The following is a 19876-nucleotide window of genomic DNA, read 5'->3' as shown; positions in this document are numbered from 1 at the left end:
CGATCGCGCTCCTTAGACATATCGGTGTCCGCCGACACCGCGCAATTCCGATGACACCGATATCCGGCTCTTCCGCCCGCTCCCGCGTCGCCGTGGGAGCAGGAGAATCCGCCGAGAGAAGGACGATCCGTCAGGATCCGTCCTGCGATGGGCGGATCTTCCTGCTCCGGGTCGGGTGAACCAGACCGCGATCGACCGAGCCGGATGTCGGCGGTCCGGGAGAGGATGGTTGCGTGGATGTGCTCGATCGGTTCGGCGAGGCAACGCGGGAGTGGTTCCGCGGCGCGTTCGCGGCGCCGACCGATGCCCAGCGCGGCGCGTGGGACGCCGTCTCGAAGGGCCGGCATGCCCTCGTCGTCGCGCCCACGGGCTCCGGCAAGACCCTGTCGTCGTTCCTGTGGGCGATCGACCAGGTGTTCCGCGAGAAGGCGCAGGATGACGCCGAGCGCACGCGCATCCTCTACGTCTCGCCGCTCAAGGCCCTCGGCGTCGACGTCGAGCGCAACCTGCGCTCGCCGCTCGTCGGCATCGCGCAGGCCGCGCGGCGTCTCGGGATCGAGGCGCCGACCGTGAGCGTGGGGGTGCGCTCGGGCGACACCCCGTCGGCCGACCGGCAGCGGCTCGTCCGGCACCCGCCGGACATCCTCATCACCACGCCCGAGTCGCTCTACCTCATGCTCACGAGCCAGGCGCGGGAGACCCTGCGCGGCGTGCACACCGTGATCGTCGACGAGGTCCACGCCGTCGCGGCGACCAAGCGCGGCGCGCACCTCGCGGTGAGCCTCGAGCGTCTCGACGAGCTGCTCGAGCGGCCGGCGCAGCGCATCGGGCTGTCGGCGACCGTGCGCCCCATCGACGAGGTCGCGCGGTTCCTCGGCGGGTCGGCCCCCGTCGAGATCGTCGCGCCGAAGGCGTCGAAGACCTTCGAGCTGTCGGTCACGGTGCCGATCGACGACATGCAGAACCCGCCGCCGGCCGCGGGCAGCGCGCCGCCATCCGGCGCCGAGCAGGGCGAGGACGGCGAGGACTGGTTCCTGCCCGAGACCACCGAGATCACCGGGTCGGTCTGGCCGCACGTCGAGGAGGCGATCGTCGACCGCGTGCTCGCGCACCGCTCGACGATCGTCTTCGCCAACTCGCGGCGTCTCGCCGAGCGCCTGACGGGCCGCCTCAACGAGATCTACGCCGAGCGGCTGGGCCTCGACCTGCCCGATCCCGCCGTCCCCGCCGCGATGATGGCCCAGGCCGGCCAGACGGCGGGCGCCGAGCCCGTGCTCGCCAAGGCCCACCACGGGTCCGTCTCGAAGGAGCAGCGCGCCGTCGTCGAGGAGGAGCTCAAGTCGGGTGCGCTGCGGTGCGTCGTCGCGACGAGCAGCCTCGAGCTCGGCATCGACATGGGCGCGGTCGACCTCGTCATCCAGGTCGAGGCGCCGCCGAGCGCCGCGAGCGGCCTCCAGCGGGTCGGCCGCGCGGGCCACCAGGTCGGCGAGATCAGCCGCGCCGCGCTGTTCCCGAAGCATCGCGGCGACGTGCTGCACACCGCGATCGTCACCGAGCGGATGCTCCACGGCCAGATCGAGGCGATCGCCGTCCCGCAGAACCCGCTCGACATCCTCGCCCAGCAGACGGTCGCGGCCTCCGCGCTCGGCGAGATCGAGGTCGAGCGGTGGTACGAGATCGTCCGGCGCAGCGCCCCGTTCCGCACCCTGCCGCGCAGCGCGTTCGAGGCGACGCTCGACCTGCTCGCCGGCCGCTACCCCTCCGACGAGTTCGCCGAGCTGCGGCCCCGCGTCGTGTGGGACCGCGACGCCGGCACGATCGCCGGGCGCCCCGGCTCGCAGCGCCTCGCCGTCACGAGCGGCGGGACGATCCCCGACCGCGGGCTGTTCGGGGTCTTCATCGCGGGCGAGACCCGCAACGCGCGCGTCGGCGAGCTCGACGAGGAGATGGTCTACGAGTCGCGCGTGAACGACGTCTTCACGCTGGGGACGACGAGCTGGCGCATCGTCGAGATCACGCACGACCGCGTCAACGTGCTGCCCGCGTTCGGCCAGCCCGGCAAGGTCCCGTTCTGGCACGGAGACGGGCTGGGCCGCCCCGCCGAGCTCGGCGAGGCCCTCGGCCGCTTCTCGCGCGAGATCACGAGCGCTCCCGCCGACCGCGCGGAGCAGCGCCTCATCGAGGCCGGCCTCGACGAGAAGGCGCGCGGCAACCTCCTCGCGTACCTCGCCGAGCAGCGCGAGGCGACCGGAACGCTGCCGACCGACCGCACGCTGACCGTCGAGCGCGGGCGCGACGAGGTCGGCGACTGGCGGATCATCCTGCATTCCCCCTACGGCATGCACGTGCACTCGCCGTGGGCCCTTGCCGTCAACGCGCGCATCCGCGAGCGTCTCGGCGTCGAGGGATCCGCCGTCGCGAGCGACGACGGCATCATCGCCCGCATCCCCGACACCGAATCCGAGCCGCCCGGCGCCGAGCTGTTCGTGTTCGACCCCGACGAGCTCGAGCAGATCGTGACCGACGAGGTCGGCGGCTCCGCGCTCTTCGCGTCGCGGTTCCGCGAGTGCGCAGCCCGCGCGCTCCTCATGCCGCGCCTCAACCCGGGCAAGCGCATGCCCCTGTGGCAGCAGCGCCAGCGCTCGGCTGCGCTGCTCGAGGTGGCCAAGCGCCACCCGACCTTCCCGATCATCCTCGAGACCCTCCGCGAGGTCCTCCAGGATGTCTACGACCTGCCCGCGCTGCTCCGCGTCGCGCGCGGGATCGGCGAGCGGCGCATCCGGCTCATCGAGACCGAGCCGTCGCAGCCGTCGCCCTTCGCGCGCGATCTGCTCTTCGGCTACGTCGGCGCGTTCATGTACGAGGGCGACTCCCCGCTCGCCGAGCGGCGCGCCGCCGCGCTGTCCGTCGACCCCGCGCTCCTGAGCGAGCTGCTCGGCAAGGTCGAGATGCGCGAGCTGCTCGACCCCGACGTGCTCGCGCAGTACGAGGCCGAGGCGCAGCGGCTCGCGCCCGACCGCCGCGCGCACGGCGTGGAGGGCACGGCCGACCTGCTGCGCGTGCTGGGTCCGCTCGCGGCCGACGAGGTCGCCGCGCGCCTGGAGGACGCCGCCGACGCGCCCGCGCACCTCGCCGCCCTCGTCGACGCGCGTCGCGCCATCCGCGTGCAGATCGCGGGAGCCGACCGCTTCGCGGCGATCGAGGATGCCGGGCGCCTCCGCGACGGGCTGGGCACCGCGCTCCCCGTCGGCATCCCGGTCGCCTTCCTCGAGCCGGTCGCCGATCCGCTCGCCGACCTCGTGTCGCGGTATGCGCGCACACACGGGCCCTTCACGACCGACGCCGTCGCGACGCGTCTCGGTGTCGGCGCTGCGGTCGCGCGCCACACGCTGCAGCGACTCGAGGCGCAGGGTCGGCTGTCCAGCGGGTTCTTCCTGCCCGAGCGCGACGGCGTGCCGCTGTCCGACGAGGTGGAGTGGTGCGATGCGGAGGCGCTGCGGCGCATCCGGATGCGCTCGCTCGCGGCGCTGCGCGGAAGCGTCGAGCCGGTCGCGCCCGACGCCTACGCGCGCTTCCTCCCCGACTGGCAGCACATCGTGCGCCCGCTCGAGGGGATCGACGGCGTCGTCGCGGTCGTCGACCAGCTCGCCGGCGTCCCCATCCCGGCGAGCGCCTGGGAATCGCTCGTCCTGCCCTCGCGCGTGCGCGACTACGCGCCGTCCATGCTCGACGAGCTCACCGCGACCGGAGAGGTCGTCTGGTCGGGGCACGGATCCCTGCCGGGGCGAGACGGATGGATCGCGCTGCACCCCGCAGACGCGGCCTCGTTCACGGTCCCCGACGTCGACGGCGAGCTCGCCGAGGGCTCGCTCGAGGCGCAGCTCGTCGCCGCGCTCGCGGGCGGAGGCGCCTACTTCGCGAGCCAGCTGCGCGAGGCGACGGGAGCCGAGAACGAGCAGTCGGTCGTGGAGGCGCTCTGGAACCTCGTCTGGACGGGGCGCGTGACGAACGACACGTTCGCGCCGCTGCGCACGCTCCTCGGCGGCGGCTCGCAGAGCCACAAGGTCGCGCGCCGCACCCCCCGCGCGCGGATGTACCGAGGAGCGACCTTCCGCCCGACGACGTCGGCGCCGCCGCGGCCGCCCGCGCTCGGCGGACGCTGGTCGCTCGTCCCCCGGCCCGAGCCGGATGCCGCGGCGCGCGCCACCGCGAGCGCGTCGCTCCTCCTCGACCGCTACGGCGTCGTCACGCGCGGATCGGTGCAGAGCGAGCAGGTGCCGGGCGGCTTCGCGCAGGTCTACCGCATCCTCGCCGGCTTCGAGCAGGCCGGCCACTGCCGACGCGGCTACCTCATCGAGCAGCTCGGCGCGGCGCAGTTCGCGGCGTCCTCGACGATCGACCGGCTGCGCCAGTTCGCCGCCGTGCCCGAGCCCGCTCCCCTGCGCGCGCTCACCCTCGCGGCGACCGACCCCGCGAACCCCTACGGCGCGGCACTCGGATGGCCCGCGCTCGAGGCCGTCAAGCACCGCCCGGGCCGCAAGGCGGGCGGCCTCGTCGTGCTCGTCGACGGCGCCCTCGTCCTGTACCTCGAGCGCGGCGGACGCACGGTGCTCCAGTTCGCCGACGACGAAGAGGTGCTCGCCGCGGCGTGCCGCGACCTCGTCGCGACCGCACGATCGCGGCGGCTGGAGACCCTCACCGTCGAGCAGGTCAACGGCGAGTTCGTCTTCGGGACGACGCTCGGCCGGTCTCTGCGCGCGGCGGGTTTCGTCGAGTCGACGAAGGGCCTCACGCTGCGCCGGGAGCGCGGCTGATGCCCGAGGGCGACACCGTCCACCGCGCGGCGCGTCGACTGCACGCCGCCCTCGCCGGCCGCGTGGTCACGCGGTTCGACCTCCGTGTGCCGCAGGCGGCGACCGCCGACCTGCGCGGCGAGACCGTGCACGAGGTCGTCGCGCGCGGCAAGCACCTCCTCCACCGCATCGGCGAGCACACGCTGCACACGCACCTGCGGATGGAGGGCGAGTGGCATGTGTACGCGCAGGGCGCCCGCTGGCGCCGCCCGGCCTACCAGGCGCGCGCGATCGTCTCGGCACCCGGCGTCGAGACGGTCGGATTCGAGCTCGGCATCGTCGAGCTGCTGCTCACGCGCGACGAGGAGGCGGCGGTCGGCTACCTCGGACCCGACCCGCTCGCCCCCGACTGGGACCCGGACGAGGCCGCGCGGCGCCTCGCCGCCGACACACGCGCGGCGCACGTCGCGCTCCTCGACCAGCGCAACGTCGCCGGGTTCGGCACGGAGTACGTGAACGAGCTGCTCTTCCTGCGCGGCATCGCCCCCACGCGCCCGATGTCCGAGGTCGACACCGCGGCCCTCGTCGCGCTCGGCGCGCGGACCATCCGGCGCAACGTCGATCAGCGCACGCGCTCGTTCACGGGGGATGCGCGGCCCGGCCGGGCGATGTGGGTCTACGGGCGCGACCGGCAGCCGTGCCGTCGCTGCGGGACGCCCATCCGCAAGACCGCGATGGGGCCCGACCCCACCCGCGAGCGCCGCGTGTACTGGTGCCCGCGCTGCCAGCCCGAGGCCGACGACGGCCGATCAGCGGCGTGATCCTGCCAGATGCGAGCGGATCGCGCGGCGGCCATCCGGCTCGCCGATAGCGTGCGTGCCATGACGAACTCCGCAGCCGCCGCCCACTTCCGCGCGAAGCTCTCCTTCGAGACCGACCCGTCCGACGTCTTCGCCGACCAGCAGGAGGGCGCCGCGTTCGCCCTCGTCGACACCCGCTCGCAGGCCGCCTGGGATCAGGGTCATGCGGTCGGCGCGATCCACCTGCCCACGCGCGAGATCGCCGCGCGAGCTTCGGCCGAGATCCCGCACGGCACTCCGGTCGTCGTGTACTGCTGGAGCCCGGGCTGCAACGGCGGAGACAAGGCCGCGCTCGCGTTCGCGCAGCTCGGCTACGACGTGCGCCTCATGATCGGCGGCTTCGAGTACTGGGCGCGCGAGGGCTATCCCGTCGAGAGCGCCGACGGCCCGGTCGTCCGCGCGGCCGATCCGCTCGTCGCGCCGGTCGCCGCGCCGTCCTGCGCCTGCTGACAGCGAGACGGCCCCGGCTGAGCCGGGGCCGTGCGGCCTCATGCGGCGAGCAGGAAGCCCTTGCGGTCGGTGGCGACGGCTGCGCCGTCCCGGATGCTCTCGTCGTCGCCGATGCGGGAGCCGGGCGCGACCCGCGCGCCCTCTCCCACGGTCGTGCGCACGCCGATGTGGGCGTTCGCGCCGATCATGGCGCCGGGGCCGATGTGCGCCCCGACCTCGATCGTCGCCTTCGGCCCGATGAGCGCGTTGGCGTCGATCCACGCGCCGCGCGCGACGCGCGCGCCCGCGGAGATCCGCGCCCCCGGTTCGACATAAGCGCCCGCTTCCACACGCGCGTCCGGATGGACCTTCGCTCCTGTGGCGATCAGTCCACGTCCGTTCACGTGCTTGCGATAGCGCAGCAGTTCGCCGTGGTCATTCTCGATGTCGACGTAGTTCTTTCCCACGATGCCCTTCTGCGGCCCCGGGCGAGGCCGGACATCTGCGACAACGCCGGCGTCCCGGCAGGTATTCCCCTGAATGGACGCTTTCGCTGCTGCTCGATGCACCCGGCTCGACGGGGGCATTCTGGTGTTGATCGGCGGAATCGGATGGTCAGATCGCCTCGCGGGGTCGGTCCGCGTAGGCTTGCGGCATGGCGCACGGGAAGGGATCGGCACCTCGCCGCGGCGGCGCCGCCCGCGGCGGTGCGCGCGGCCGGTCCACAGGCGGACGCGCTCCCGGGCGCACGCCCCCCGCCCCGAAGACGGCGCCCGCCCCGAAGACGGCGCCCGCCCCGGAGCCGGAAGCGCCCCGCACCTTCCGTCTCGGCGCCGTGCCCGGCGCGACTCCCGGTCGCTGGGTGGACCGCTGGAGCAGCCGCCGGCCCGAGGTCGCCCTCGAGCTCGTGCCGCTCGAGGTCGCGGAGCAGCGCACGGCTCTCGACGACGGCCGCGTCGACGCCGCGATCGCGCGACGCCCGATCGATGACGACGGCCTCCACGTCATCGCGCTGTACGACGAGGTGCCGGTCGTCGTCATGTCGAGCGAGTCCGACCTCACGGTCGTCGACGAGCTCGAGGCGTCCGACCTCGACGGCTCGGTGCTCATCGTGCCGGGCGACGATGTGCTCGGCCCGTTCGACCTCCCCGCCACCGTGCCCCCGCGCTTCGACACGATCGAGACGACCGCGGATGCGATCGCGACGGTCGCCACGGGCGTCGGCATCGCGATCGTGCCGATGTCCCTCGCCCGGCTGCACCACCGGCGCGACGTGACGTACCGGCCGCTCGTCGGCGGCCCGGTCTCGTCGGTCGTCTTCGCGTGGCGGCGCGACCGCGACTCCGCGGACATCCAGGACTTCGTCGGCATCATCCGCGGGCGCACGGCGAACTCCTCCCGCTGAGGTCGTCACGACGCCGCCCTCCGCGAGAACCGGAAGGCGAGCGTCGCGCCGAGCGCGATCACCGCGACTGCGGCTGCCGTCACGCCGATCGCGGTGCTCGCCGGCTCGCCCGAGAGCCGTGCGACGGCGAGCCACGAGAGCCCCCAGGCGAGCGCGAGGGCGGGCGCCAGGCGGCCGCGGCCCCGCCACCCGATGCCGACGGCGATGATCGCGATCACCGCGAGCGCGACGACGCCCGCGACGGCGGCCGCGTCGGCCCACTCCTCCGGTGCCGTCCGGGTGAGCCACGCGGCCGTGTTCGCGACCGCTGCGATCGTGACCCAGCCGAGGTGGAGGCCCGTGACGCCGTCGATGAGAAGCGCGGGCAGCAGGCCCTCCCGCGCTGTGCGGACGGCGCGATGGAAGGCCAGGGCGAGCACTCCCGCGAGCGCGAAGATCACCGCGACGGTCGTGGGCAGGTCGGCGAACTGCGCCGCGAGCAGCCACAGCCCGTTGAGCACCTCCGACGCCGCGACCCACCAGCCCATCGCACGCTGGCGGACGTCTGCCCGCTGCTGCGGAAGCGCCTGCCACGCGGCATACGCGACGAGGCCGATGTAGATCGCCGACCAGATGGAGAACGCCGGGCGCGCGGGGGCGAGGTACGAGCCGTCCACATCGAGCGCGCCGCCCTGGAGATCCTGGACGGGCGTCCCGCCGAAGAGCCCTGCGCCGACCATCGCCGCGGCGATCATGAGGCACGTCGCGGCCACGACGGCGACCTGGCGGACGACGTCGCTGCGGTTCGCGTGCGCGGGAGACGAGGGGGTCATCTGCCCACGCTAACGAGCGCTCCGACCCCGATTCCGGGGGTTGACAGACCCCGGGTCAGGTGCGAGGCGCCGTGAGCAGGTCGATCTGCTCATCGAGGTAGGGAGCCAGCGGGCGGAGGAAGCCCGCGGGCGACCAGCGCACGCTGAGCACGCCGTCCTGCCACGACAGCGGGCCATCCGCCCCGCCGTCGGCGACCGCGTCGACGTCGATCGCGGACCATCCGAGGTGGAGCGTCTCCCCCTCGGCGAACCCGCCGCGGAACGCCATCGCCCGCAGCTCCGCGCGCCGCCGCTGCGACTCGGCCGCGTAGCCGCGGCGCACCTCCTCGGCGGCGCGCAGGATCTCGCCCGTCGCGATGAGCCCGTCGCCGGTCAGCAGGAGGACGCCGAGATGCCATCCTTCGCCGACCCGCACGATCCGCGGGCGCGCGCCGAGCGCTCCGCGCAGGCGCCCCGGCTCGCGCAGCTGCCCGAGACCCTCGCGGGGGATGCCGCGAAGACGGTCGCGCGCGTCGGCGAGCAGCGAGCGGAGGTCGTCCATCCGCCCCAAGATAGTCCGCTACGCGGCGGTCGGCCCGTCGCCGCCGGAGCGCGGGAGGATCGACAGCGGCGCGATCGGGGCCGGGCGCTCGCCGTGCAGCTCACGGTGCAGGCGCTCCATCCGGTCGTCGAGCTCGGCGGCCGTGACGGCCGCGTCACGCAGGCTGTCGATGAGCCGCGCCGGCACCTGCTTGTCGTACTTGTAGTAGATCTTGTGCTCGAGGCTCGCCCAGAAGTCCATCGCGATCGTGCGGAACTGCACCTCGACGGGAACCGACACCATGCCCGTCGACAGGAACACCGGCACCTCGACGATCGCGTGGAGGCTCTTGTAGCCGTTCGCCTTCGGGTGGGCGATGTAGTCCTTGACCTCGCGCACGCTGATGTCGTCCTGGCTCACGAGCAGCTCGAAGAGCCGGTACGCGTCGGTCACGAAGCTGCAGGTGACGCGGACACCCGCGATGTCGAGGATGCTCGCGCGGATGGCCTCGATCGTCGGCTCGATGCCCTTGCGGTCGGCCTTCTCGGCGATGCTGTCCATCGACTTGAGGCGGCTCGAGACGTGCTCGATCGGGTTGTAGGCGTGCTGGTGCTCGAAGTCCTCGCGGAGGATGGAGAGCTTCGTCTCGATCTCGCGCATCCCGAAGCGGTACTCGTTGAGGAAGCGCTGCATCTCATCGCGGAGCGAGCGAGCGTGCTCCAGCATGTCCTCGTCGACGGGGATCGAGCTCATGAGCCCCACGCTAGGGTCGCGCGCTATGGGATCCCTGTGAGATCCGCCTGGAGCACCCGGGCGCGGCGTTAGCCTGGCCTCATGGGCACTCTCTACTACGGCGCATCCGCGACGCCGATCTCCGTCGAAGACCGTGCTCTCGCTCACCTCAAGGTCGTGATCATCAGCAAGCTGCGCCGCGACGAGAGCTTCTCCGTCTCGTGGCGCCACCGCGAGGGCGAGCCCGAGGGCCGCAGCACCATCTGGGTGCACCCTGCGATCCCGCTGCGCTTCGAGTTCGAGGAGCCCGTCGCCCCCGAGCTCGACCGCCAGTGGCTCGAGGACCTCGCCGTCTCGGCCAACGCGCTCGGCGGCATCCAGCTCGTCGAGGAGCCGCCGACGCACGGCTGACGGGTCAGAGCGGGTCGCCTCCGGGCGCCTCGGCCGGCTCCGCCGGCTCGGGCATGATCGTGAGCCCCGACGGCCCGCTCGCGGCCTTCATGAGCTCATCCAGCCAGACCCGGTTGAGCCGCGGCGAGCGCCCGCCCGAGAACTGGAACTGCAGGGGCACCGCGGGGTGCAGCCAGAAGCTGCGACGCCCCGTGCCCTCGCCCAGGGAAGCGTCGAACATGAAGGGCTCGGAACGGCGGAGCTTGTTCATGACCACGATGCGCAGATGCGCAAGGGTACGGTCGTCCATTTCGACGGAGTCGCCGCCCAGTCCGTAGATGAATTTGCCCACGAAGCGACTCTAACCGGTACAGGCGTCGAAAATCACGGCTTCGTCACGGGGAGTCAGATCGCGTCGGCCGGCCCGGGCCGATTCCGGTGCACCTCCCCGCGCCACCCGCCCGTCGCGGTGCCGCGCGCCTCCATGAACTCCTTGAACCGCTCGAGGTCCCGCTGCGCCTGCGCGGAGTCGACGCCGATGGCGGCGCCGAACGACTCGAGCATCCCCTCCGGCTCCCAGACCATGCGGAGCGTCACACGCGTGCCGTTCTCGATGGGCGCGAAGTCGACCCGCCCGACGTGGAAGATCCCGTCGGTGCTCTGCCAGACGATGTGGTCGTCCGGCACCTGATCGACGATGTCAGCGTAGAAATCCTCCGTGAATCCGCCGATCGTCACCGACCAGCGCGAGCGCACCTCGTCGATCTGGCGGACGGATCTCACCGCGCCGAGGTACTCCGGGAAGGTCTCGATCTGGGTCCACTGGTTGTAGACCTCTTCGAGCGGCGCCTCCACGTCGATCTCTGCGCTCAGTGATGTGGCCATGGTGCCTCCTCCCGGCGGCTCCGTCCCCAGGTCGCCGCCCCGTCGCTAGCCAGGCTAGGCAGGGCCTCCTGACCAGGCACCCGGGTTGACGCCACGGGGCTCGCGATGTATCGGCTGGGTGCGCGGCACCCACCCGGCCCTAGCCGGGCGCGTCGCGGGCCGTCAATCTCCTTCCCGCGCGGAGGAGAAGCGCCTTAGGGTGACGGCATGTCAGCACAGGTCAAGGGCGCATCCGATGACGACGAGACCGTCGGGATGCGCGTCGTCTTCTGGTCCTGGTTCTCGATCGTCGCGGTCGGACTCGCGGTCATGATCATCCTTCCGCTGACCGGCCGCTGAGGAGGGGTCCATGCCGCGCTTCATCCGCGACAACGCGCTGTCGCTCTTCTTCCTCGCGATCTTCGTCGCGACCCTCGTCGGGCAGGCGTTCGTGGGCCACGCGAACAACAACGAGGAGCTCGTCCGCCACGGCCAGCCCGAGATCCCGCTCGGCGAGTTCGTCACGTCGTCGGCGTTCCTCGTCGACGTCACCGAGAACTGGCAGAGCGAGTTCCTGCAGTTCTTCCTCTTCATCCTCGCGACCGTGTGGCTCATCCAGCGCGGCTCGCCCGAGTCCAAGCGCCCCGACGACGAGGGCCCCGGCTCCGACGAGGAGCAGCTCGTGGGAGAGCACGCTCGGGCGGACTCCCCCGCCTGGGCGAAGCTGCGTGACTGGCGCCAGACGCTGTACGGCAACTCCATGCTCATCGTCATGGGCGCGATCTTCGTGCTCTCCTGGTTCGCGCAGTCGCTCGGCGGGCTCGTGGTCGCGAACGACGAGGCCGCGCAGCACGGCGAGCCCGCGATGACCTGGCTCGCGTACGTCGCGGGGCCGGAGTTCTGGAACCGGACGCTGCAGAACTGGCAGTCCGAGTTCCTCGCGGTCGGCTGCATGGTCGCCTTCTCCATCTACCTCCGCCAGCGCGGGTCCGCCGAGTCGAAGCCCGTCGGAGCGCCGCACGCGGAGTCGTCGATCGAGTCGGAGTGACGCGCTCCTCCAAGGGCCGTGCGAGCGCGGTCTGAGAGGATGGCCGGATGACCGCGACCCTCGTGACCGGCGGGATCGCCGGCGGATACGGCCACCGGACGCTCTTCTCGGGGGTGGACCTCACGGTGTCCCCGGGCGATGTGGTCGGGGTCGTCGGCGTGAACGGAGCGGGCAAGTCGACGCTGCTGCGCATCCTCGGCGGTGTGCTCGAGCCGCAGGCCGGCACGGTGTCGCTCTCTCCCGCCGACGCGTTCGTGGGCTACCTGCCGCAGGAGCACGAGCGCGTCGAGGGCGAGAGCGTCGCGGCGTACCTCGCGCGGCGCACGGGGTGCCAGGCGGCGAGCGCGGAGCTCGAGTCCGCGGCGGCGGCGCTCGCCGACCCGGCCGCCCATCCTTCGTGCGTCGACCCCGCAGACGCGTACGCGTCGGCGCTCGATCGCTGGCTCGCGAGCGGGGCGGCCGACCTCGACGAGCGCATCCCCGCAGTCCTCGCCGACCTCGGTCTCGAGCTGGACGGCGAGGCGGCCGGCCGCACCCCGATGACCTCCCTCTCCGGCGGTCAGGCCGCGCGGGTGGGCCTCGCGGCGCTCCTGCTCTCGCGCTTCGACCTCGTGCTGCTCGACGAGCCGACGAACGATCTCGATCTCGACGGCCTCGCGCGTCTCGAGGCGTTCGTGAAGGGGGTCCGCGGGGGCGTCGTGCTCGTGAGCCACGACCGAGAGTTCCTCTCCCGCTGCGTCACGCGCGTGCTCGAGCTCGACCTCGCACAGTCGTCGAACCGCGTCTTCGGCGGCGGGTACGACGCCTACCTCGAGGAGCGCGAGGTCGCGCGCCGTCATGCCCGCGAGGCGTACGACGAGTTCGCCGAGAAGAAGGCCGACCTCGTCGCCCGCGCGCGCGTGCAGCGGGAGTGGTCGAGCCAGGGCGTGCGGAACGCGCTCCGCAAGGCGCCCGACAGCGACAAGCTGCGTCGCAGGGCGTCGACGGAGTCGTCGGAGAAGCAGGCGCAGAAGGTGCGGCAGATGGAGAGCCGGATCGCGCGACTCGAGGAGGTCGAGGAGCCGCGCAAGGAATGGCAGCTGCAGTTCACGATCGGCGCCGCGCCACGCTCGAGCACGGTCGTCTCGACGCTGACCGGAGCCGTGTTCCGGCGCGGCGACTTCGCCCTCGGTCCGGTGTCGCTGCAGGTCGACGCGGGCGACCGCATCGGCATCACCGGGCCGAACGGCGCGGGCAAGTCGACGCTCCTCGCCGCGCTGCTCGGGAGGATCGCTCCCGACGAGGGCTCGGCGAGCCTCGGCGCGAGCGTGCGGATCGGCGAGATCGACCAGGCGCGCTCGCTGCTGGCCGGGGCGACGCCGCTCGCTCGGCGCTTCGAGGAGATCGTCCCCGCGCTCACCCCGGCCGAGGTGCGCACCCTGCTCGCCAAGTTCGGTCTGCGCGCCGACCACGTGTCGCGGCCCGTCGGGGATCTGTCCCCCGGAGAGCGCACCCGTGCGGGCCTCGCGGTGCTCCAGGCGGTCGGGGTGAACCTCCTCGTCCTCGACGAGCCGACGAACCACCTCGACCTGCCCGCGATCGAGCAGCTCGAGCAGGCATTGGACGGGTACGAGGGCACCCTGCTCCTCGTCACGCACGATCGCCGGATGCTCGAGAACGTGCGCACCGAGCGGCGCTGGCACGTCGAGGCGGGCGTCGTCACCGAGCGGTGACCCCGCGGAGACGGCGACGGGCGCCGGAGGCTCTCACACAGCCGTCCGGCGCCCGCGCCCCTCACGCTCTCAGGACACGAGCTCCTTGAGGCGCGTCGCGAGCTCCTCGCTCGTGTGCACCTCCTGCTCCCGGTTCTCCTCGAGCAGCTTGAGCGCATCGGATGCCCCGAGCGCGGTGACGGGGATGATGAGCGACTGGTAGGCGGCCATCTCGTAGTGCTCGTTCCCGAGCGCGGCCGAGAGGGTCACCTGGTCGCGCAGCGGCTTCGCCGTCTTCGCGATGAGCGACTCGGCCTGCTTGCTGATGCCCTTCGTGCTGGGGGACGCGGCGGTCGACTCCGGCACCTCGAGCAGCTGGAAGACCTTCTTCAGGTTCTCGATCTGCTGCTTCGTCTCGTCGGCGTGATGCCGGAACAGCTTCTTCACATCGGGCGACGCCGCCGCCTCCGCGAGCTCGCCGAGTGCGGCAAGCGAGTCGTCCTCCATCGTCAGCGCGGTGCGCAGCTGCAGCCGCAGCAGGTCCTCGGGCGTCTCGAGGTTGACCTGGCTCATGCGTCCTCCTTCTGTCGACGACCGGCCCGTGCCGGCTGCCTTCGACGCTAGGGGCGGTCGCCGCTCCCGCCCAGCCGCTTGCCAGGGCACCGCGCGCCCTGCTAATGCGCGCGATGCGCGGTCAACGCCATGGAAGCGCTTCTGTCAAGCCGGTACCCCGCGCCCCGGCCCGCTCCTAGCCTCGGCACCGTCCGGGTGCCGCAGCACCCGAGGAGGAAGTGGCCCCGACCGGGCCGATCGCGAAGGAGCCGCATCATGCGCACACGAAGGCACGCCCATCCGCTTCTCGTCACGACCGCCGTGGGCGCGGCGGCGCTCGTGACGCTCTCGGGATGCGCCGTCGGCACGGGCGGCCAGAGCGGCGCCGGCGACGCCGAGTACTCCTCCGACGCGACCCTCGACGGCGAGCTCTCGGTCATGGGCTTCTCGGGCGTCGACGAGGTCGCGACCTCGCGCATGGACTTCGCCGAGCAGCAGCTCGGGGACGGCGTCGAGGTGAAGCTCACGGAGGGCGAGCTCGACCTGCAGCAGTTCCTGTCCGCCACCGCGACGGGGTCCCCGCCCGACCTCATCTACGCCAACCGCGACCAGATCGGATCGCTCGCCGCACGCGGCGCCATCCTCCCCCTCGGCAGCTGCTTCGAAGGCGAGGGCATCGACGCCGACGCGTTCGTCGAGCCCGCGCTCGAGCAGGTGACGCTGGGCGGCGAGGTCTACGGCGTGCCCGAGTTCAACACCGTGCAGATCACGATGGCGAACGCCGACCTCCTCGAGGAGGCGGGGCTGACGGTCGACGACGTGAACGGCTCGGACTGGGAAGCCATGTCCGCCGCCAACGAGGCGCTCATGCAGCGCGACGGCTCGCTCTCGGTGATCGGCGTCGACAGCAAGCTGCCCGAGTTCTTCCCGCTCTGGGCGCGTGCCAACGGCGTCGAGCTGCTCAGCGAGGATGGCCGCGAGGCGAACCTCGACGATCCCGCGGCGATCGAGGCGCTCGAGTGGGCCGTCGGCATCTACGACGCGCAGGGCGGCTTCGGCGACGTCAAGGCGCTGCGCGACTCCGCCGACTTCTTCGGCGAGGGCAACCAGTTCGCGACGGGCGTCCTCGGCGCGATGCCGATGGAGCAGTGGTACGTCAACGTGCTCAACGACGTCTCCCCGGACGCGCCGATGGTCTTCGACACGGTCCGCGACCACGAGGGCGAGCCGATCGCCTACGCGTCCGGCTCTGCCTGGGCGATCCCGTCCGGCGCCGAGAACCCCGAGGCCGCGTGCCGCTGGGCGCGCGCCATGACGTCGGTCGACGCCTGGATCGCGGCTGCCGAGGCTCGCCTCGACCTCCGCGAGGAGGAGGGCAAGCCGTTCACGGGCATCCTCACCGGCAACGCCGAGGCCGACGAGCAGATCCGCGAGATGGTGACCTCGGGCGGGGAGCCGTGGGACAGCGCGGTCGAGGCCGTGTACGAGGCCAACGAGCACACCTTCACCCTGCCGGCGAACCCCGCCGACGCGGAGTTCGAGGCCGCGCTCAACGACGCGATCAACGACGTGCTGTCGGGCGACGCGGAGGCGGCCGATGCGCTCACCCGCGCCCAGGAGACCGCCCAGGAGGCGCTCGACGAGGCCTGGGCCAAGGTCGAGGAGGGGTCGTGAGGGCGCGCGAGACGCGCGCGGCTCTGCTCTTCCTCAGTCCCTGGATCATCGGCTTCGCCGTCTTCACCGCCTGGCCCATCCTCTACAGCGCCTACCTGTCGCTGACGGACTACGACGTCATCAACGATCCGTCGTTCGTCGGGTTCGACAACTACGCCGAGCTGTTCTCGGACCCGAAGGTCTCGCTCGCGCTCGGCAATACGCTGTACTTCACGGCCGTCCAGGTGCCGGCCTACGTGATCGTGTCGCTCGTGCTCGCCGTCCTGCTGCAGCGCGCGGGGCGGGCATCCGGCTTCTTCCGCACGGTCTTCTTCCTCCCGAAGATGACCCCTCCGGTCGCCGTGGGCATCCTGTTCCTCCTGCTCTTCAACGGGCAGAGCGGGCTGTTCAACTCCGCGCTCGGCGCCGTCGGCATCGACGGACCGTCGTGGACGACGGACGGCTCGTGGGTGAAGCCGGGCCTCGTCATCATGAGCCTGTGGACCGTCGGCTCGTCGGTGCTCATCCTGCTCGCGGCGCTGCGCGGCGTCCCCGAGGAGCTGTACGAGTCGGCGCGGCTCGACGGGGCGGGCGCGTGGCGCAGGCTCACGAGCGTGACCCTGCCGATGATCAGCCCCGCGCTGTTCTTCGTCGTCGTCGTGAACACGATCGCGGGGCTGCAGACCTTCGACGAGGCGTACACGGCGTTCTTCGGCGCGGGCAACACGACCTACGCCAACGATGCCGCGCTGTTCTACGTCATCTACCTGTTCCAGCAGGCGTTCGAGTTCCTCCACATGGGATACGCGTCGGCGCTCGCGTGGCTGCTGTTCCTCATCGTCATGGTGGTGACGGCCGTCCAGGTGATCGTCTCGCGCCGCCTCGTGTACTACGAGGGAGGTGCGCGATGACCGCCGGGCTCCGGGTCCGCGTCGGGCGCTGGGCGACCTGGATCGCGCTCGTCGCGGCCGGGATCGTGTTCGCCTACCCGTTCGCCTGGCTCGTGAGCGCGTCGTTCAAGCCGCGCGGCGAGGTGTTCGACAACCGGCTCATCCCCCGGACCTTCACGTGGGACAACTACGTGCAGGTCTGGCAGGAGGCGCCGGTCGCGCTGTGGCTGCTCAACACCGCGGTCGTCACGGTGCTCGCCGCGACGGCGGTGACGCTCTCGAGCGCGATGGTCGCGTGGGGCTTCGCGTACTACCGCTTCCGCGGCCGCGGCGTGCTCTTCGCACTCGTCCTCGGCTCGATGATGCTCCCCGGGGCGGTGACGATGATCCCGACGTTCCTCATCTGGAACGCGCTCGGGCAGGTCGGCACGCTCACCCCGATGTGGGCGCACAATCTGTTCGGCAGCGCGTTCTACATCTTCCTCCTGCGCCAGTTCATGCTGTCGCTCCCGCGCGATCTCTTCGACGCCGCTCGCGTCGACGGGGCGAACGCGTGGCAGCTGTTCTGGCGCATCGCGATGCCGCTGTCGCGCCCCGCCATCGCGGTCACGCTGGTCTTCGAGGTGCAGGCGGTGTGGACCGACCTCATGCGCGCGCTCATCTACCTCCGCGACTCGGCGACCTTCACCATCCCGCGCGGTCTCAAGGCGCTCGTCGACGCCTTCGGCTTCGGCGGCGAGTGGCACTGGGAGATCCTCGTCACGGCGAGCGTCATCACGACGGTGCCGATGATCATCCTCTTCTTCCTCGCCCAGCGGCACATCGTGGAGGGCGTCGTCGCCGGCGGTGTGAAGGGGTGACGCGCGGAGGCGCCCGGCGGCCTCGGTCGCCGGGCGCCTCCTGACGCGAGCGCTGCCGTCAGGCTGCGGCGCCCGCCTCGCTGCGGATGAACTGGACGTCCTCATCGCTGAGCTTCGTCCCGTCCTCGACCAGCACGCCCGATGCGTTCGAGACCTCCTGCCGGACGGTGCCGACCAGCGGCGCCGCCGGGTACTCCAGGAGGAACTCCTTCGCCTCGGCCGCGAGGTGCGACCACCACTCCCGGATGGGAGGCAGTTCGTCGGCCATGACAGCTCCTTCCGTCGGTGCTCGAACGGTAGATCCGCGAGGCCGGGGGCTTCCATCCGATTGACAGGGCTTCCCCGACGGTGCTACGGCGTATCTCTGTCAGGGCCCCAGCGGCTCGACCTGGAACGTGAATGCCCGCCCCTGCCGGAACGGCTCGACGAGCTCGAAGTTCTCGAACGCGATTCCGCCCGGGATCGGCGCGTCGCTCATCCAGTAGGTGTGGCGTCCGTTCACCTGGGCGACCAGTCGCGGATCGGGATCGGCCGCGCGCCATGTCTGGACGGCGCGCTCGCCGACGTAGTGCCAGTGCTCTCTGGTGCCCGGGGCGTACTCGGCCCGATGCGGCTCGGTCTCGTCCGGGAGCGCCGAGACGACGATGTCCGATCCGTCGCGCGCCAGCTCGTCCATCCCGAACACGGCGTGGTCGGCGAAATGGATGTCGCGGTAATCCGGCCACAGGCTCCTCGCCGTCGCGGCGCGGCCTCCAGCGAGGCGCAGGGTGCGCAGGCGCGCCCAGTTGCCCATCGTCGCCGTGAGCACGCAGGTCTCGAGTGCCACCGAGGACTCGCGGCGATACGCCGCGACGGTCAGCTCATGCGGCCGGTCGGCCCGGAACACCGCGCGAACCCACACGTCCGCCCCGTTCGCGAACGGCTCGACGAGGACGTCGATCGCCAGCGTCTCGACGCCGTCGACGACCGCCACCGTGCCGCGCGACGGCTCGCGCGGGTCTCGGGGCGTCGCGTCGGCCGGGTCATCAGCCGTCCACATGCGCAGGCCCGGCGCGTCGTCCAGCCGGCTGCGCTCGAGCTCGGAGAACCCGCGCTCGGTCTGTCCGGCAGGGACCGGCTCGACCGCGATGAAGTTCAGCAGCCGGTCGCGCGGTTGGCCGAGGTACGGCGTGAAGATCCGCAGCAGACCCCGCGGGCCGCGCAGCGGATGCAGCCCGAGCTGCATCCCGTCTGGGTGGCCCCAGCGCGGTTCGCGAGGGCCGTCGACGGGCGCTGGCCGCAGCCAGCGTCCGTCGACGACGGCCTCGGTCCATTCGCGGCCTTCGGAATCGGTGGGCACGACGCTCCTCCCGCTCAGCATGCGCTGCTCAGAGGCCGCTGACGCGGCCGACGAGGTTCACCGCGATGCCCATGCGGTCGAACATCGCGGCCTTCGCGATCAGCGCCTTGTCGGCGGTCTCGGCATCGGGCGCGTAGACGAGCTGCGCGTGGTTCGCCTTGTGCCGCGCCATGAACTGGTCGCGACTGACGTCGTGAAGCACGACGTGCGCGATCGGCCATTCCGGGTTGGTGGCGTCCTTGCGGCGCTGAGTCTCTTCCTCCGGCAGCTCGATGACGGTGCCCCGGAAGATGTCAGCCTGAAGGACGCCGTCGGCGATGAACACTCGCGAGAGCACGACCTCTCCCGGCTTCGAGACGCCGTTGATGGTCGACCCGCCGGCCGGGAAGAACACCGGGTCCTGGCGCCATCCCTCCGCCTTGTGCCATCCGCCCAGGTGCGACCCGGGAACCGAGCCCGAGATCTCATAGACCCAGACGAAGTCGCCCTCGTAGTCCTCGCCCCAGCGGACGTCGTGGAGCGTGTTGTCGGGCACGAGTCCCATCGCCGTCCAGACCCGGTCGGTCACGAGCGCATCGACGGCGACGCCCTCGTCGGCCTCGTTGAAGTGCGGGAATGCGCGGCCTGCGAAGAGCTCGCGCTGACCGTCGCGCGAGAACACCGGTGGGCGCTCGGTGGAGTTGAGCACGCCTTCGGCGAGATCGGATGCCGGAACCAGGTCCTTCAGGCCCTGCTGGTACTGGATGCCCACGGCGTCCAAGCCGAAGTCATCGGCGATGCGCAGGGCCGCGATGTACATCTTCATCTGCCAGCGCACCTGCGACTCGGTGAGCTCGGTCGCCTCATCGCTGCCGAAGCGGAACGTCATTCCGCGGTCGACCAGCCAGTCGCGGGCGGCGTCGGCTTCCGCGTCCGGCACCGTCAGCATCTCGGCGTACAGGGCGGACTGCGACAGACGCTCCTTGTAGATGCCGGTCGGGTTCAGCAGCTCGTCGTCGAAGATGGCGTTGTACATGCCCATGCAGCCCTCGTCGAACA

Annotated in this window: 20 protein-coding genes and 1 pseudogene; 11 read left to right on the top strand and 10 right to left on the bottom strand. The window is 71.9% G+C overall.

Features of this window, described 5'->3' with window-relative positions; genetic code table 11:
- Window positions 1-233 precede the first annotated feature (233 nt).
- The 3 genes from PKE79_RS16215 to PKE79_RS16205 are packed head-to-tail and all read left to right on the top strand — an operon-like array spanning window position 234 to window position 6103.
- Window positions 234-4814, top strand: coding sequence for an ATP-dependent helicase (locus tag PKE79_RS16215; RefSeq protein ID WP_271174746.1), 4581 nt, complete (start codon window positions 234-236; stop codon window positions 4812-4814).
- Window positions 4814-5614 carry a DNA-formamidopyrimidine glycosylase family protein gene (locus PKE79_RS16210; RefSeq protein WP_271174745.1) on the top strand — a complete coding sequence of 267 codons (801 nt, stop codon included), beginning with the start codon at window positions 4814-4816 and terminating at the stop codon, window positions 5612-5614. The genes PKE79_RS16215 and PKE79_RS16210 overlap by 1 nt, the downstream gene beginning before the upstream one ends.
- 60 nt (window positions 5615-5674) lie before the next feature.
- The gene (locus PKE79_RS16205) at window positions 5675-6103 is read left to right on the top strand and encodes a rhodanese-like domain-containing protein (RefSeq protein ID WP_271174744.1); all 429 of its coding nucleotides are present in this window, start codon (window positions 5675-5677) and stop codon (window positions 6101-6103) included.
- Between the two features lie 38 nt (window positions 6104-6141).
- Here PKE79_RS16205 and PKE79_RS16200 read toward each other — a convergent pair whose 3' ends face one another.
- Complete coding sequence (locus PKE79_RS16200) at window positions 6142-6669, bottom strand: transferase (protein ID WP_271174743.1); 528 nt, start codon at window positions 6667-6669, stop codon at window positions 6142-6144.
- 68 nt (window positions 6670-6737) lie between these two features.
- On the opposite strand from PKE79_RS16200, the gene PKE79_RS16195 reads away from it, so the two are divergent.
- Window positions 6738-7487 (top strand): LysR family substrate-binding domain-containing protein, encoded by a 750-nt coding sequence (locus tag PKE79_RS16195; RefSeq protein ID WP_271174742.1) that lies wholly within the window; start codon window positions 6738-6740, stop codon window positions 7485-7487.
- 5 nt (window positions 7488-7492) lie between these two features.
- On the opposite strand, the gene PKE79_RS16190 is transcribed toward PKE79_RS16195, so the two are convergent.
- From PKE79_RS16190 to PKE79_RS16180, 3 genes are read right to left on the bottom strand one after another with little or no spacing between them, the layout of a single operon-like run.
- On the bottom strand, window positions 7493-8299 hold the full coding sequence (locus tag PKE79_RS16190) for a TspO-related membrane protein (RefSeq protein ID WP_271174741.1): 807 nt from the start codon (window positions 8297-8299) through the stop codon (window positions 7493-7495).
- 55 nt (window positions 8300-8354) lie between these two features.
- Entirely contained in the window at window positions 8355-8840 is a 486-nt protein-coding gene (locus PKE79_RS16185; RefSeq protein WP_271174740.1) for a glutaminase, read from the bottom strand.
- An 18-nt stretch (window positions 8841-8858) separates the two neighbouring features.
- On the bottom strand, window positions 8859-9572 hold the full coding sequence (locus PKE79_RS16180; protein WP_271174739.1) for a GTP pyrophosphokinase: 714 nt from the start codon (window positions 9570-9572) through the stop codon (window positions 8859-8861).
- Between the two features lie 81 nt (window positions 9573-9653).
- On the opposite strand from PKE79_RS16180, the gene PKE79_RS16175 reads away from it, so the two are divergent.
- Entirely contained in the window at window positions 9654-9962 is a 309-nt protein-coding gene (locus PKE79_RS16175; RefSeq protein WP_271174738.1) for a DUF7882 family protein, read from the top strand.
- 4 nt (window positions 9963-9966) lie between these two features.
- On the opposite strand, the gene PKE79_RS16170 is transcribed toward PKE79_RS16175, so the two are convergent.
- Window positions 9967-10293 (bottom strand): DUF7882 family protein, encoded by a 327-nt coding sequence (locus PKE79_RS16170; protein WP_271174737.1) that lies wholly within the window; start codon window positions 10291-10293, stop codon window positions 9967-9969.
- Between the two features lie 53 nt (window positions 10294-10346).
- A complete protein-coding gene (locus PKE79_RS16165) occupies window positions 10347-10826 on the bottom strand; it encodes an SRPBCC family protein (protein ID WP_271174736.1) in 480 nt (159 codons plus the stop codon).
- Between the two features lie 207 nt (window positions 10827-11033).
- Between PKE79_RS16165 and PKE79_RS16160 the strand changes: the two genes are divergently transcribed.
- Genes PKE79_RS16160 through PKE79_RS16150 form a run of 3 tightly spaced genes read left to right on the top strand, consistent with a single transcriptional unit; the run spans window position 11034 to window position 13565 of the window.
- Window positions 11034-11165 (top strand): hypothetical protein, encoded by a 132-nt coding sequence (locus tag PKE79_RS16160; RefSeq protein ID WP_271174735.1) that lies wholly within the window; start codon window positions 11034-11036, stop codon window positions 11163-11165.
- A 10-nt stretch (window positions 11166-11175) separates the two neighbouring features.
- Window positions 11176-11853, top strand: a complete 678-nt coding sequence (locus tag PKE79_RS16155; protein ID WP_271174734.1) for a DUF6766 family protein — start codon at window positions 11176-11178, stop codon at window positions 11851-11853.
- Window positions 11854-11900: 47 nt separating this feature from the next.
- Entirely contained in the window at window positions 11901-13565 is a 1665-nt protein-coding gene (locus PKE79_RS16150; RefSeq protein WP_271174733.1) for an ABC-F family ATP-binding cassette domain-containing protein, read from the top strand.
- Window positions 13566-13634: 69 nt separating this feature from the next.
- On the opposite strand, the gene PKE79_RS16145 is transcribed toward PKE79_RS16150, so the two are convergent.
- Window positions 13635-14117: a YciE/YciF ferroxidase family protein gene (locus PKE79_RS16145; RefSeq protein WP_271174732.1), complete on the bottom strand. Its 483-nt coding sequence runs from the start codon at window positions 14115-14117 to the stop codon at window positions 13635-13637.
- Between the two features lie 255 nt (window positions 14118-14372).
- Between PKE79_RS16145 and PKE79_RS16140 the strand changes: the two genes are divergently transcribed.
- From PKE79_RS16140 to PKE79_RS16130, 3 genes are read left to right on the top strand one after another with little or no spacing between them, the layout of a single operon-like run.
- Window positions 14373-15770 (top strand): ABC transporter substrate-binding protein, encoded by a 1398-nt coding sequence (locus PKE79_RS16140; protein WP_271174731.1) that lies wholly within the window; start codon window positions 14373-14375, stop codon window positions 15768-15770.
- Window positions 15767-16660, top strand: a complete 894-nt coding sequence (locus PKE79_RS16135) for a carbohydrate ABC transporter permease (RefSeq protein ID WP_271174730.1) — start codon at window positions 15767-15769, stop codon at window positions 16658-16660. The genes PKE79_RS16140 and PKE79_RS16135 overlap by 4 nt, the downstream gene beginning before the upstream one ends.
- Window positions 16657-17499: a carbohydrate ABC transporter permease gene (locus PKE79_RS16130; protein WP_271174729.1), complete on the top strand. Its 843-nt coding sequence runs from the start codon at window positions 16657-16659 to the stop codon at window positions 17497-17499. Before PKE79_RS16135 ends, PKE79_RS16130 begins: the two co-directional genes overlap by 4 nt.
- A gap of 58 nt (window positions 17500-17557) precedes the next feature.
- On the opposite strand, the gene PKE79_RS16125 is transcribed toward PKE79_RS16130, so the two are convergent.
- The 3 genes and pseudogenes from PKE79_RS16125 to PKE79_RS16115 form a co-directional block, all read right to left on the bottom strand.
- A complete protein-coding gene (locus PKE79_RS16125) occupies window positions 17558-17767 on the bottom strand; it encodes a hypothetical protein (RefSeq protein WP_271174728.1) in 210 nt (69 codons plus the stop codon).
- 99 nt (window positions 17768-17866) lie between these two features.
- Entirely contained in the window at window positions 17867-18838 is a 972-nt protein-coding gene (locus tag PKE79_RS16120) for a hypothetical protein (protein WP_271174727.1), read from the bottom strand.
- Window positions 18839-18866: 28 nt separating this feature from the next.
- Window positions 18867-19876 (bottom strand): annotated as a pseudogene (locus tag PKE79_RS16115) (fucose isomerase); the annotation flags it as partial.

Origin of the sequence: Microbacterium barkeri (genome assembly GCF_027921765.1) — a bacterium.
Taxonomy (GTDB): domain Bacteria; phylum Actinomycetota; class Actinomycetes; order Actinomycetales; family Microbacteriaceae; genus Microbacterium; species Microbacterium barkeri.
Note: the sequence above shows the minus strand (reverse complement) of the source record. Positions and strands in the feature narration are given on the sequence as shown.

Coding starts and splice junctions, on each gene's coding strand:
- PKE79_RS16175 (WP_271174738.1), top strand. CDS start 9,654: ATGGGCACTCTCTACTACGGCGCATCCGCGACGCCGATCTCCGTCGAA.
- PKE79_RS16160 (WP_271174735.1), top strand. CDS start 11,034: ATGTCAGCACAGGTCAAGGGCGCATCCGATGACGACGAGACCGTCGGG.
- PKE79_RS16200 (WP_271174743.1), bottom strand. CDS start 6,669: ATGCCCCCGTCGAGCCGGGTGCATCGAGCAGCAGCGAAAGCGTCCATT.
- PKE79_RS16150 (WP_271174733.1), top strand. CDS start 11,901: ATGACCGCGACCCTCGTGACCGGCGGGATCGCCGGCGGATACGGCCAC.
- PKE79_RS16145 (WP_271174732.1), bottom strand. CDS start 14,117: ATGAGCCAGGTCAACCTCGAGACGCCCGAGGACCTGCTGCGGCTGCAG.
- PKE79_RS16125 (WP_271174728.1), bottom strand. CDS start 17,767: ATGGCCGACGAACTGCCTCCCATCCGGGAGTGGTGGTCGCACCTCGCG.
- PKE79_RS16210 (WP_271174745.1), top strand. CDS start 4,814: ATGCCCGAGGGCGACACCGTCCACCGCGCGGCGCGTCGACTGCACGCC.
- PKE79_RS16185 (WP_271174740.1), bottom strand. CDS start 8,840: ATGGACGACCTCCGCTCGCTGCTCGCCGACGCGCGCGACCGTCTTCGC.
- PKE79_RS16140 (WP_271174731.1), top strand. CDS start 14,373: ATGCGCACACGAAGGCACGCCCATCCGCTTCTCGTCACGACCGCCGTG.
- PKE79_RS16155 (WP_271174734.1), top strand. CDS start 11,176: ATGCCGCGCTTCATCCGCGACAACGCGCTGTCGCTCTTCTTCCTCGCG.
- PKE79_RS16165 (WP_271174736.1), bottom strand. CDS start 10,826: ATGGCCACATCACTGAGCGCAGAGATCGACGTGGAGGCGCCGCTCGAA.
- PKE79_RS16130 (WP_271174729.1), top strand. CDS start 16,657: ATGACCGCCGGGCTCCGGGTCCGCGTCGGGCGCTGGGCGACCTGGATC.
- PKE79_RS16205 (WP_271174744.1), top strand. CDS start 5,675: ATGACGAACTCCGCAGCCGCCGCCCACTTCCGCGCGAAGCTCTCCTTC.
- PKE79_RS16180 (WP_271174739.1), bottom strand. CDS start 9,572: ATGAGCTCGATCCCCGTCGACGAGGACATGCTGGAGCACGCTCGCTCG.
- PKE79_RS16190 (WP_271174741.1), bottom strand. CDS start 8,299: ATGACCCCCTCGTCTCCCGCGCACGCGAACCGCAGCGACGTCGTCCGC.
- PKE79_RS16195 (WP_271174742.1), top strand. CDS start 6,738: ATGGCGCACGGGAAGGGATCGGCACCTCGCCGCGGCGGCGCCGCCCGC.